A 13,333-nucleotide genomic window follows, 5' to 3' on the forward strand; every position below is an offset into this window, starting at 1 on the left:
TTATGGGAACGGGTGCGGGTATGGATTAAGCTGCTCGGGAGACAAGGGCTTCAGCGAATAAGACAGCTCTGCAGGGACCCTGAGCACTCTATCCAGTCCCGTCAAACGGATGAGATGATGCCCGAACGTCATCGGCAGCATGCCGGGAATGAGCACTTTCACGCAATGGAGTCCGTTGCGACGCGTCTCCGGGGTTGACTGGTCGATCACGATCACTTCAAGATTCAATTGGCGAAAAACATGCAGCATGCCCTTCAGATCATCGGTCAGATCTGCGTTCCAGTCCCTCGGTTCAAACGCTTCGTCGAACGTTTGCATCGGACGATCGTCATTCAGCAGGAAATCGAGCCGTTCCTCCGCTTGTTTCAACCCGTACAGCATGGAATGGTCCTCCATCTGACGGACCTGGTACGGATCGAGAAGCATCCGTTCATACTGCTGACGGTTCTCCTCGAATTTCTCGCTGACCGTGAGCAGCATGCCCGCCACCTCGTGGATCGCGCTCTTGGCCGCGCGGATCGGATCCGGATGGGCGCCCGCCGCGCAGATGAGATTCACACCCCGCTCTTTCTTGTTTTTCGCGAGCGCCCACACGCTCGGTATGCCGTGCTCCATTGTCGATTTATACAAATGCACGTCATAGCCCGCCAAGGCCTCTATACGATCAATCATCCATCTCATTTCCCGGTCCTGTACCGAACGGTGGTCCAGACGCGGCAGGGGCAGCCGCGCATACCAGGTCATGAGGAAGGAGTCGCGTTCCACCACTTCCAGCATCCCGTAGAAAATCGCTTCCTCCAGACTGCCGCCCAGCGCGCAGCCATTGGACGTTTCGTAGACGAATCCGTGTCCGCAGCCCGCACTGTAATAAGCCAGCAGTTCCGGTACGAGAATCGGACGCTGCTGCAGGAACGAATAACCCCATACCCAATCGATCGGCCGTTCGGGATCGAATGGTTTGAACGGGAAGCCGGAGCGTTCATACTGTTCCTTCGCATGGACGCCTACGCGGAGTGGATCGAGCGCCTGGTCTTGCACATTGATGAAACTGTCATGAACGACGGATCGTTTGCCGCGGGGCGACAGACCGCAATAACGCTCCAGTCCCTCCAGAATGGCCGTCATTTCGCTATCCGCATAGGAGTGGGTCCGACCTGCGCAAGCCTCGTCTCCGCCAAACAAGGGCAAATTGATGCTCGCATCGGCAAAAGGAGACACAAGGTCAATCATTTTCCCGTTCAGTAAACCGGTCCTGGCATCGAGGTATTCTTTGGCCAAAACATCCTTCAGCTCATCCATCGAACGGCTGCGATACGTTTCGACGCTGATTTTCAGGCTTGGCTGCAGCGCAACGCGGGCCGTCTCCGCATCGTCTTCCGGCAATCGCCCGCAGATCGGACATAGCGGATCGGGCAGGAAGAAGTGCAATGAGCTTTTCATCGTACGCAGATTGATCAAGTACATCCGGCCTTCAATCTCCGGCTGAATGCCCAACAGCACCTTAACGGCTTCTGCCGCGACAACGTGCGCCACCTGCAATAATCCCGTACGCGACGCCCATGCGTCCCGGGCGATTCCCCCAAGCGACGCCAGCTTTTGCTGAAGGTCCCACGATTCCCTTCGGTCGCTTCCAGCCAGCAGGAGCCGGATATCCGCGCATTGCGAGCACCCTTGCCCCTCCGGGCGAACCAGCGGACCGACAATCCCCTCACCGAATGCAACAAAACCGCGCAGCCAGGGCGTTCCCGACTGTCGGAACCGAGCCTCCGCAGCAGCATGAACGGAAGGATCCCATGCATCGTTCAACATCAGCGCCAAGTCTCCTGTTGTCGCCTCTCCAGATTCAATGCTCTTCTGCCGGATCAGCCGATAGCGGTCATCCGCAGACAATAACTTGCTTACCAAATCCGCGAGCTGTCCTTCCCCGATGACCGTCACGATCGCGTTCAAAGCGTTTCCTCCTCTCGCAGCGATACGCCAAACACGCCTGCCAGTTCTTCCTGCATAAACGGTTCTGTCGACAGATCAACGACCGCGATCCTCTTACGGTTCGATTGCAGGATCTGCTGGACGGATTGCAGTGTCATGCCGTATTCCGACTGATCAAAGCTGTGAATCGTCAGGTTCTGCGGCAAGGCATCTTCCACCTTGACCGAAGAGCGCTCCAGGATTTGGCCTTGGATGTCCATCGCATCGTTTTGGGTCCTCATCAGCGCCTGTCGAAGCGCTTCTCGTAGCGCCATCGTGCGGTTAACTCCGACCCCGCCGTACCAGTACCCGTTAGTACCGACCCAGACGACCGGAAAACCCGCTGCTTCTTGACCCAGACCGATTACCGGGGCGTCCCGCATCGTACTCAATACGCGCAAGTAATAGCGTGTGATACCATCATCAACCTCGCTGAGCTCGATTCGATAAATGGAGGGCATGCTGGATTCGGAACGGCTCTTCAGCTCCTCGAACAGACATTTCTGCAGTCCGCGGAGGACCGCTTCCGCTACCGTCTCTCCCGCTCCAATCCCTACATATTCATGTGGCTGAGACTCGGTCGGACTTGTGGTATCCGGCTGCGCAGGACTGGCCGCCTTCAGAACCCCGGCCAGTCGCGACACGTACGCCTCGATGCCAGCCAAGCCCGCTTCCTTCCTGGCTTCATGATGCGTCATTCCCGAACAGATGATCTGCGGCAGCAGCTCGGCGGGGCCTTCCGATAACGGGTCAACTGCCTGGACGCGACACTGTGAGAGCGGAAGCTGTTTCGAGTCCCCTTCCTCCCAGCAGTGAAGAATACCGGTCTCCGCCGAAGTCAAGCGATTGAAATACGAGAGGAGACGCTCCGTCTCCTGTTTCTCTGTATGCCGATCGACTGGAAGTTCGAACGGGTCCGTAGGCTCAGCCGGACGAAGACCTCTGACCAGCGGATGGGGAAGGAACGAATGCCACTCGCCTTCTAACGTCTCCGGATTCAACAGGAACAGCTTTCCATTCAATTCGGAAACCGTCGCCCCCGAAACGGTCTTAAACCATTCGAATACGACCACATTCGCGAGCATGGCTTCCGACGTAGTAGAGACGGCAGTCGGCCGATCCGCATCGCCAAGGGCGGTTCGGTGTATCCTGCGCCATGCGGATTCGAAGCAGACGTCCGAATCCGGGTGCACCAACGGCCCTGCTATGCCCAACTGTCGGAAGTAGATGGCAGGCAGCAGCAGCTTCTTCGCGTCCCTGCAGGCCGCATGCAGTGCTCTAAGCTCTCCGGGATCGTCATCCTGAGCGACGTAGAGAACGGAATCCGCCAGCCGCACGACCTCCGGCCAATCGGGGAAGCCGTCATTCGACGGAAAGATCTCCTCGACCTCGATCTCGTGGTCCGATAGACGCGCGGTCGCCGTCAGCTCGGAGATCCGCTGGCGATCCGTGGTCGCCCGGTTCATGATCAGCATACGAAACCGAGGCAATCCAGATTCCAATAAAGCCGCAACGAGCGAGACAAATATCGGACCGGAACCGACGGCAATCGGATTAGCCTGGCGATAGGCTTGAAAGCAGTGAGCGCCCGAACCGCCAAAGCTGTCCAGAAATTCGATCTGTGCGGCATACTTCCGTTCGATCGCTTCCGGGAGGCTGTGTGGGCGGTCTTGGCTGGTATCCCGGACAAAGCCGTTATTGAGCAGTACTTCCGCTATTTCATAAACCCGTACCCTGTGCGGTTCTGGCAGCCCGTCCGTCAGATCCGCCATGGAATAATCCCCACTCCACATGGGCATCAATTTTTCGATCCACAGATCGACCATGTCACCTTCCATTCGGAACGAACCCGTATTGTTGCGAAAATAGACGCCTCCATTCGAGTCGGGGAGAAAGAACGTATCCCCTTTCACTTTCAGACGCATAGAAGGGTTCAAGTTTTTATTCCTCCTTAAAGTTTTGCCGGACGCAAAACCGTTTCGTAGGTAAAAACTAAATTTTTGCCGGTGAAAACCGCATTGTACGCAGGCTTTCGGTTTTCCCTCATTTTTAAGTTATGTAGAGCGTTTTGTCCGTCATGCCTAAAAGTGCGTGTTCAAAAAGGTCGGTTTTCAGCACCGAGAAGGTTGGATGAAGCTAGGGACAGAGGAGCGGAGCGTACGTTAGGTACGTGAGCACCGGAAGTCCCGGGTGAATTCAAGATTCGATGCCGAGTCACTTCTTGATTCGCTTCGTGATCAAAAGCGGACTTTTTGAACAACCTCTAAAACTAAAAAAGGAACAGCCCCTGCAAGACGAGACATTTGCAGGGGCATACCGTTTTGCGGATCGCCAAGCAAGCTTTTCGGTGCTCAACGGCAGCGTGCGCAGCTTCCGCAACGTGCGCAGCCACTGCAGCTGGCGCAGTTGAAGCAGCTACTGCAGCGGACACAGTTGCTGCATGAACAAAACCCGCCGCAAAAGCCGGCGCAAAAAAAGCAAATACCAACACATAAACGGGGATCCACCTGATAGTACTGATTTTGCCCCGACGTAGGTGTCATCCCCGTCGAATTGAACTGGCCGACATTCAAGTTTTGCAGATCCTTCTGGAAATCGTTCATTTTATACCCTCCGAATCATTCATTTCCCTGCATGGGACAATTGTTATACGAGAATGTTTAGATCTGGATCCGACCGGCATACAAGCCCATCCCCCCTTCTCGACTAGATAATTTATGAAATTAATTCCACTAGTGTTCCTATGACATCCGCCTACCAAATAAAAAAGAACCCAGCAGACTTCTTCTGGTAGCCGGATTGAACGTAACCGCCCGTGGAACTTGATCCTGAGGGCTATAGTGTTCCCCCTACTAGTTATGACCATATATCTATACCGATCCGTTTTACTCTTTGCCGTTATATAAGCTTGTTTACAACGATTCAGTGATCACTACGCATCATTGGGAATGGGGAAGCCTTAAGATAAAGGACGAAATCGGAAGCAGGATGCTTTCAGAGCTTCTCTACAACGTCCCGCCGCTTTATCATATTGATCAGGACAGCTGGAAAAAGAACAAGAAATTAATTACGGGTAATCTGAAGGTGTAAGTCCACCTCCTACGGCGATCAACTGCGGATTACCGTCAATTTTTCAGGCAAAGACTTTGCGTATAAGCAGCAAACAATTCCAGCCAAATCGGCCGTGATCGAAGACGGCGCCAAGGTGACGACCTTCCGTACACCGAATATCTAAAATGCAGCTTGAATTCTCGTTCAGGAAAGTGTAAGTCGTTTTACTCCCAAAAAAACAGCCCTTATTCTGCTTCATGTAGAATAAGGGCTGTTTTCTTTGAAATAGATGTAAAAGCGGATCGTTTGATCCTTTGTCTCTATATGGCAGCGAAAGCCGTGCCGTTCCAGAACCGTTTTGACAATCGCAAGCCCGAGGCCTGTGCCAGACACCGCTTTATGCCGCGAGCTTTCCTCCACGTAAAAGGGCTCCCACAGCTGGGATGCATCGGCGATCTCTCCCGCAAAGTGGTTGCTCATCGCAAATACGATCTCCTCATCCTGCTTCCCGAAATGCACGTCAATCCGTTCGCCTGCCGCATATTTTACCGCATTGCCGAGCAGGTTATGAAACACCATCCGGATTTTGTCCGGATCCGCTTCAATCAGAGGATTCCCTGGTAGCTCATCGCGAATCACGAACTGCAAATGCCTGGACTTCAGCTCAATGCCGAATTTTTCTGCACATTCATGGAACAAATCCTTCACGGCAACAGGCTTAAGTTCAAGCTCGTCCCTTTCGATTTTCGAAAAATTCAAAAACTCGTCAATGAGCCTAGCCATGTTCTCATTCTGGCGCAAAATCGTAGCCGCATAACTGCCGTCGTCAAGCCCGTCTTGAATCCCTTCGGCATAAGCCTGAATGAGTGAAACCGGCGTTTTCAGCTCATGCGTCATATCTGACATAAACCGCTTTAAGCTCACGTTTTTTCTGGATAAATCCGCGTGCGCAGCGCTCAGCTTGTCGCTCATGGCGTTGATACTCTCCGCCAGCTCTCCGATTTCATCCCGGGTATCGACTCTGGCTTTTCGGAAACGAAGCTCCGATATGTCCTTCGCCACCTGCCCTAGTTCTTTCAGCGGTTTGGTCATCCGATATGACAAAAGCCAGACCACCGACACGATAATCAGCACCGAACAAAGCGCCAGGATCAAAATGAATTCATTGATCATCCGGATCGTATCGCTGATATAAGCCATCGAAAGCCCGATCAGGACGATGGTTTCGCCCTTCGGGATAAAACTTGCGTAAAAGCTGGATTTGAGCTTGCCTTGATCGTATATTATATTGACCCTGGTACCTGCTTTAACCTTCAACAGCGATTCGTCCGTAATCCAGAACTTGTTCAGCGTCACTCTCTTTGTCGCGAGCTGCTGTTTGAACGATTCATTCAGATCATTTTCCGACTTCCGCAAATTGTCATACACAATCGTCACGCGGTATTGCTGCTCAAGCTGCGGGATCGCAACTGCCCAGTTAGCTTCCTGAAGGGCGGAAATCGTTTTCACGGCTTCCCCGAGCTGTTCTTTCGTTTTGTATATATAATATTTCGGCATAAACAGGTTCGCCAGAAGTACGAACATGACGAAAATAAGCAGGACGGCAACCGTTATGCTTGTAAACAGTTTGCGTCCCAGCTTATTCATCGCCGGCCTCCACGCTGTAGCCAAGTCCCCGATGCGTTTTGATCATGTTTTCGCCAACTTTCTCTCGCAGCCTGCGAACATGAGTATCCACCGTTCTTGCATCACCGAAATAATCGAGCCCCCACACGAAGTCCAGTAGCTGCTGCCGAGACAGAATCTGGCCTCTGTGGCGGACAAGGGAGCACATAAGCTCAAATTCCGTTTTTGTTAACTGCAAATCTATACCGTCCTTATATATTTTATTGCCTTCCGGATCGATTCGCAGGGATTGATAGCGCAGTCCCTTTTCGTCGCCCAGCAGCTTTTTGGCCCGGAGAACGAGAATCTTCGGGTGAAACGGCTTGCGGATATACTCGTCCGCACCGATGCTGAGCGCCTTCAGTTCATCTTCTTCTTCGCTTTTTGCTGTCAAAATCAGCACTTTTTTGTCCGAACGCGCTTTGATTTCCCGGCATACTTCTATCCCGCTTTGTTTCGGCATCATCCAGTCAAGAATGGCAAGATCGACTTTCTCACGATAAAAAACATCCAATGCTTCCTCGCCGTTTTCGGCCGTACACACTTCGTAACCTTCTTTTTTGAAGTACGCCGATAAAATCCGCAGCATATCCTGTTCATCGTCTGCAATTAATATCCGCACAGCAATCACCCTTATCCTAATTGATTCTTAAGTCTTGAAACATCGTTATTCTCTATAATAACTGCTTCTACCTTCAAATTCCTTCATGGCTTCATGTCATCGAATCAGCTCTCATTAAGCGGGAGAGCACTTTGGCCATTTCGGCTGTTTATGGACTTGACGATAAGTGCCATTGTGTTCCTTCTTTATATCTAGCAGTCCTTGTTTCTCGCCAATCATCAGCATTCCGTTTCTAGTTTCTTTAAATGTAAAAGCGAAATAGAAATCGAATAAGAGTGCTACAATCGTAAATAAATGTACTATTTTCCGCATTTTTTATCTCCATTTGTTGATCATGTTTATATAATTAAGGAGAGCATAGGAAAATAATTCATTAATTTGAATTCGATTACCTATTATTACATAGGTGTAAGAATACATTATGGACAAGCCCATGAGATTTACTGAGTGCAGACTGATTAACTAAGGATTCATTTTAAACACTGCCAAGCTTATTATTATAAGCCAAAATAAGAAGAATCAGGACGAGCAGAGCGTAAGCAACAAGTAGTATTTTAGGAAAAAACCTCAACCCCCTGTCCCCTCCTTCTGTTTATGAACCGCCATCTCAATGAGTGTCAGCACCTTGTCAACTGCCCCATCCATCTTGCTAGCCTTCATCGCGTCCACAAATGATTTCTGATTACTGTAAGTAACATCCACTGCTTTGAGAAAGGTTTCTTTCGTTAGATCAGCTTCATACAATACCTCTGCATACCCTGCGTCCTTAAAATATTCCGCATTTAATGTTTGCCCTGTTCGAGTTCCGCCGATGGCATGTGGAATCAATAACATCGGTTTTCGTAAAAGCAGCCATTCATGGATCGCATTCGAACCCGCCCTCGACACGACTATATCGGCCATCGCCATCAGATCAGGAAGCTCTTCACGAGCATACTCCAACTGTCTATAACCAGCATAGTGACCAAAAGAAAGATCCATCTTCCCGATTCCGCAAATATGGACGACTTGATAACCCTTTAACAACTTCGGGAGTGCTTCCCTGACAATGCGATTGATTCGCTCTGCTCCTTGACTGCCTCCCATGATCAGAAGAATTGGCTTTTCTTCGTTGAATCCGCAAATTCCGATGCCGCGTGCGCGACTGCCCAGCTTCAGCTCCTCCCTAACAATCGGACCGACGTGTACCATTTTCCCGTCAACATTCCGGTCAAAAGCAGAAGACTTATTGAAGGTTGTACACATTACTTGCGCAAATTTTCGTGATATCCGATTCGCAAGCCCGGGGTGGAGATCAGGCTCAAAAATGATTACCGGAACTCCGTTCAAGGCGGCACCTACCACGACGGGAACTGCGACGAATCCGCCCAAGGAAAACATAACCCCTGGCTTAATCCGAAAAAGGAGTAGGAACGCCTGTACAATACCTAGCAAAAGCTTAAATAGATCCGTTACATTCGCCCATGCCCAATACCGTCTTAGTTTCCCCGTACTAATCGGGTAATAACGAACGTTCTTCAAACAGGCAACTAGTTCGCGCTCGATACCGTACTTGGAGCCAATGTAGTGGATATCCCAGCCTTCCTCTAACAAGCGAGAAATTAGTACAAGATTAGCTGTGACATGACCGGCGGATCCGCCGCCCGTTAGCACAATTCTCCGTTGCATCCTATAAGCCCCCCTTTCCGAAGCAGTTGTTCGATTTCTTTAAGTGACATCATGCAATCCTCCGAATGATAACCTCGACGGGCATCGCAGATTTGAGTTACATTCACCCCTAGCGAGTCTTTTGAGTCTTCGGGCATAATCATAAAGTATTGATCATGAATATCGTTCACCCGACTGCTCTCCGATTCCGTAATCAATGTTTCATGAAGTTTCTCTCCCGAACGAATGCCTACGTAACGAATTTTGATGTGCTTTGAATTAGAGTGATTAATTAATACCTGTGCAAGATCCGTTATTCGACAAGCTGCCATTTTTGCAACGAATATTTCGCCCCCGAGGCTGTTCTCCATCGATGTCAGCAAAATTCGAACAGCGTCCTCCAAAGTAAGAAAGAAACGCGTCATTCTTGGATCAGTTACGCTGAGATCTCTCTCCTCTTTGAGTTGCTGTTTAAATAAAGGCACAACGCTTCCAGTCGTTCCGAGAACATTGCCGCTTCTAAAACAAGCAAACTTTGTAGCTGATCTTCCATTAGCGTATATGATAAGCTTCTCTCCGATCGCTTTCGTCATACCGTAAGTGTTTGTTGGGTTGGCTGCTTTATCAGTTGAAACATACATCACTTTCCGCACGCGGTTTTCAATTGCTGCATCGATCACATTTTGCGTTCCAATTATGTTTGTTTTGAGCGCACTCTCGGGCTGATTCTCACAAATCGGAACATGTTTTAGCGCCGCCAGGTGATAAACCTCGTCTACACTGCTGCAGGCAAGGGCCAATTCCGCTTTATCCCGAATATCGCCAATTATGAATTTTAATCTGGGATCCCCAATTTTTTGATGCATTTGAACTTGCAGCGACTCGTTCCGGGAGAATATCCGAATCTCCTTCGGTTGTTTTTGCAATAGCTGCGTGACTAGTTCCACTCCCCACGAGCCAGTGCCGCCTGTAATTAAAATCGTTTTATTTGTCATCTTTTTCCCCTCCATAACTTGCTCCTATCTGACACCACTATCTTGAGTTCGTTCTGTTACACCAGTGTGACAATTTGAGATTTTAGCCTTGTAACACTGGTGTAACAGATAGTCACTATGATTATCATGCATTCCTGAGTTGATTCCAGTATGGAAGTACTAACTTGAGAATCATCTTATCTTCAGGAACAAACAACTCATTTTTGGAGGTTGCACATGAAAAAGACATTATTGACCGTACTATCAATCGCGACTGCGCTTAGTTTATTCGCCGGAAGCAGTCAAACTCTTGCCGCAAAAGCATGGACAGGACAAGCAGTGAAGAGTAGCGCATCTGTTGCGTACCATGATTTCAAATATAAGGTGGATCCGACCACCTTCGATATCGTGGTCGAAAGAGAAGGAATAAAGGAACATGTATCTGTGCCGTTAAAGCCCCGGGCCGTGCGCGATGTGAAGAAGACAGTAGATCGGATTGAATGGACGTACCCGAATGACAAGGTAAAAGTGATTGTTCAGAAAAAGAATAATAAATATTTGGACATCCGCATTCAGTCTATTGGAGCGGAACAATTTGCTTGGCCAACTGTGCAAGCCGACAACTATATGCTTCCACTTGGGGAAGGCAAACGGATTCCTGCCAACGATAAGAATTGGAAGCAATTTCTGAAGGAGGAGAAGATGACATGGGGCGAATCGTTCTCAATGAATTTCATGGCTTTGAACAAAAAGCATTACTCACTTCTCTTTATCATTGAAAATCCGTTCAACAATGAAGTATCGTTCCAGACGAAGCAGAAGATCGGCATGACATTCGAGCACGAATTTCCATCTATCAATCCGAAAAAGGAGTATGGCTTCCGGCTGTATATAACTGACAACGATCCTGTGGCAGTCGCGAAGCAGTACAAAGAATATGTAAAGGAACATCAAGGCTTTAAGTCATTAGAAGACAAGGCGAAGGATAATCCGGAAATCAAGAAGCTGTTCGGAGCTCCGCATATATACTTGTGGAACAACCAAGCTCTAGAGTCAGGCAATATTCGTTGGCAGAAGATAAAGAATAAGCTGAATGAGCCCATCTGGTCCTGGATCGCGGAGCTTGCTGAACGTTATGCTGGAGGTGAAGCCGAACAATTAGACAGCGTATTGAATGAAATGAAACAACAGCAATTCGCGAACAACTACCAAAAACGAATTATTGTAGATACTCTTAACCAAGTATTGAAGCTAAAGCAGCTCTACCTTTCAGACTATTTTCCTGTACTTGACGATGCTGCCAAACAAGCTGTAGCTGGCGGCGTGGAGAAGTTAAGTGAGCAAAAGCTATACGAGCTGAATAAAAACCTACTCAAGAGCGTTTTCCAGGACGCTATTGATGATCCTGAGGAATGGGGACGTGACCAGTCTAATGTGTTGGAGGAAATGCGTCAGATGGGCATAGAGAAGGCATGGATTGGCCTACCGAACTGGTCGAATGGGCTGATGAATCCTGCTTTCGTCGCGAAGGCGAATAAGCAAGGATACCTAATTGGGCCGTATGATTCTTACCACTCTATCCAGAAAAATGAGGATAAGGAGTGGAACACAGCATTTTTCCCGGACTCGACACTTTATGAACAAGCAACGATCTCAAATAAGAAAGGAGTGAAAATCGGCGGCTTCCTCGATCGGGGGCGGAAATTAAATCCTACTTTTTCACTTCCAAGCGTGAAGCAGCGTGTTGAGGATATTTTGCAGGACGGCATCCTTTACAACTCATGGTTTATTGATTGCGATGCAACAGGAGAGGTTTACGATGACTATACGCCAGACCACATTACAACACAGGAGCAAGATGAGGCAGCACGCTTGAATCGAATGGACTATATCGCGAAAGAGAAGCATATGGTCATCGGTTCGGAAGGTGGTCATGACTTCGCGAGCAGCACGATCGCATTTGCCCATGGCATTGAGACGCCAGTGATCAAATGGAACGATAAAGATATGCGCGAAAACAAGGAAAGCCCGTACTATGTCGGCGGGTATGGCGCAGCCCAAGGGAGCATACCTGAACGATATGTGAAACAGGTACCTGTTAAAGAGTTGTATCAGCATGTATACCTCGATCCTGCCTACTCACTGCCGCTGTTCAAACTTGTATACAACAATTCAGTTATTACGACCCATCACTGGGAATGGGGGAGTCTGAAGATTAAAGATGAAGTCGGCTCACGTATGCTCTACGAGCTACTCTATAATGTTCCACCTCTTTACCATTTGGATAGTCAGGAATGGGATAATCACAAGGAACTGATTTCTTCCTACTTGAAAGTCTGGTCACCGTTCCATGCCAAAGCCGTAACGCAGGAGATGACGGCATTTAAAGTACTGACACCGGATCGACTTTTACAATCCGCAGAGTACGGTCCAAACTTGAAGGTCATTGTGAACTTCTCTAATAAAGACTTGAAGCATGGACATGAAACTATAAAGGCAAGGTCCGCAGTAATCTATGACGGTAAGAAACGCGTTACGTTTAACGGGAATATGTAAGCTAGGATTGCAATAAGCATAGAGATTAATTTACATGTCTCACTTACGATTTGTCCACTGCAAGTAAACATGCGACGCAACTCGCTCTGATGCTAGCTTCTAACACAATCTTATCATTACTTGCTAATGGAAATAGGCGCTCTTAATCATTTGTAAATGTGAACCCTCCATATAATCAGTTACTTAAGCGAAGAAGCTTGACGAATCAGGGCTGGAATGCCTGAAGAAGATTGTGGCGGCGCTTTAATCTTAGATCCGAAAAACGACTAAATGCATATTCTTCCACTAAATACGCCCCTTTCATCTGTTATTCGATTTGGGGGCAACACAAAAGAAAGTGTTGAACTTTCCTGTCCGTTAGTTGAAAAAAGGCAGCCGATCAAAAAGCCGGCTGCCTTCAAATGTCTTTATTGAGCTATCATACCCGTTAGCGTAATTCATTTTATTTTAAGTTCTCAGGATTTAGTCCAAGCAAAGTTTCAGGAATGAATATCCCATCTTTGCGGATTAATATATCATCGAACCACATCTCTCCTCCACCATATTCAGGTCTTTGAATATTCACAATATCCCAGTGTAGTTCCGACCAATTATCATTTCCAGGCGAGCTAAAAGGGACACAACCCGGAGTAAAGTGGTAACTGCCAAATATCTTCTCATCGAATAAAGTATCTTTCATCGGATTCTCTATATAGGGGTTCAGACCAATTCCGAATTCACCAAAATATCGTGCTCCTTGATCTGTATTCAACAATGCGTTTATTCGAACTGGATCGTTCGCAGTTGCATGAATAATCTTGCCATCCGTTGATCATTTGTAAATAATGTTTTCGATATAACCCCATTTTCT

General features: G+C 48.5%; 9 protein-coding genes and 2 pseudogenes. 3 read left to right on the forward strand and 8 right to left on the reverse strand.

What is annotated here, in order from left to right; genetic code table 11:
• Complete coding sequence (locus L6442_RS15705) at positions 1-1,950, reverse strand: TOMM precursor leader peptide-binding protein (RefSeq protein ID WP_212980791.1); 1,950 nt, start codon at positions 1,948-1,950, stop codon at positions 1-3.
• Complete coding sequence (locus tag L6442_RS15710) at positions 1,947-3,905, reverse strand: putative thiazole-containing bacteriocin maturation protein (protein WP_272880343.1); 1,959 nt, start codon at positions 3,903-3,905, stop codon at positions 1,947-1,949. The genes L6442_RS15705 and L6442_RS15710 overlap by 4 nt, the downstream gene beginning before the upstream one ends.
• Positions 3,906-4,174: 269 nt before the next feature.
• Here L6442_RS15710 and L6442_RS15715 point away from each other — a divergent pair, with 269 nt between their 5' ends.
• Positions 4,175-4,378: a hypothetical protein gene (locus L6442_RS15715; protein WP_212980809.1), complete on the forward strand. Its 204-nt coding sequence runs from the start codon at positions 4,175-4,177 to the stop codon at positions 4,376-4,378.
• Here L6442_RS15715 and L6442_RS15720 read toward each other — a convergent pair.
• A complete protein-coding gene (locus tag L6442_RS15720; RefSeq protein WP_194233170.1) occupies positions 4,320-4,571 on the reverse strand; it encodes a heterocycloanthracin/sonorensin family bacteriocin in 252 nt (83 codons plus the stop codon). The two genes, L6442_RS15715 and L6442_RS15720, sit on opposite strands and share 59 nt — an antisense overlap.
• A 265-nt stretch (positions 4,572-4,836) precedes the next feature.
• Here L6442_RS15720 and L6442_RS15725 point away from each other — a divergent pair.
• A pseudogene (locus L6442_RS15725) lies at positions 4,837-5,203 on the forward strand (glycoside hydrolase); the annotation flags it as partial.
• 71 nt (positions 5,204-5,274) lie between these two features.
• On the opposite strand, the gene L6442_RS15730 reads toward L6442_RS15725, so the two are convergent.
• From L6442_RS15730 to L6442_RS15745, 4 genes are all read right to left on the reverse strand, one after another.
• On the reverse strand, positions 5,275-6,666 hold the full coding sequence (locus tag L6442_RS15730; RefSeq protein WP_212980790.1) for a sensor histidine kinase: 1,392 nt from the start codon (positions 6,664-6,666) through the stop codon (positions 5,275-5,277).
• The gene (locus L6442_RS15735; protein ID WP_212980789.1) at positions 6,659-7,306 is read right to left on the reverse strand and encodes a response regulator transcription factor; all 648 of its coding nucleotides are present in this window, start codon (positions 7,304-7,306) and stop codon (positions 6,659-6,661) included. The genes L6442_RS15730 and L6442_RS15735 overlap by 8 nt, the downstream gene beginning before the upstream one ends.
• A 567-nt stretch (positions 7,307-7,873) precedes the next feature.
• A complete protein-coding gene (locus tag L6442_RS15740) occupies positions 7,874-8,974 on the reverse strand; it encodes an undecaprenyldiphospho-muramoylpentapeptide beta-N-acetylglucosaminyltransferase (RefSeq protein ID WP_212980788.1) in 1,101 nt (366 codons plus the stop codon).
• Positions 8,953-9,948: a polysaccharide biosynthesis protein gene (locus tag L6442_RS15745; protein WP_212980787.1), complete on the reverse strand. Its 996-nt coding sequence runs from the start codon at positions 9,946-9,948 to the stop codon at positions 8,953-8,955. Before L6442_RS15745 ends, L6442_RS15740 begins: the two co-directional genes overlap by 22 nt.
• A 216-nt stretch (positions 9,949-10,164) precedes the next feature.
• Between L6442_RS15745 and L6442_RS15750 the strand changes: the two genes are divergently transcribed.
• Positions 10,165-12,483, forward strand: a complete 2,319-nt coding sequence (locus L6442_RS15750) for a glycoside hydrolase (protein ID WP_212980786.1) — start codon at positions 10,165-10,167, stop codon at positions 12,481-12,483.
• A gap of 442 nt (positions 12,484-12,925) precedes the next feature.
• Here L6442_RS15750 and L6442_RS15755 read toward each other — a convergent pair.
• Positions 12,926-13,288: pseudogene (locus L6442_RS15755) on the reverse strand (aminopeptidase); the annotation flags it as partial.
• Positions 13,289-13,333: the final 45 nt, after the last annotated feature.

Origin of the sequence: Paenibacillus azoreducens (genome assembly GCF_021654775.1) — a bacterium.
Taxonomy (GTDB): Bacteria; Bacillota; Bacilli; order Paenibacillales; family Paenibacillaceae; genus Paenibacillus_AQ; species Paenibacillus_AQ azoreducens.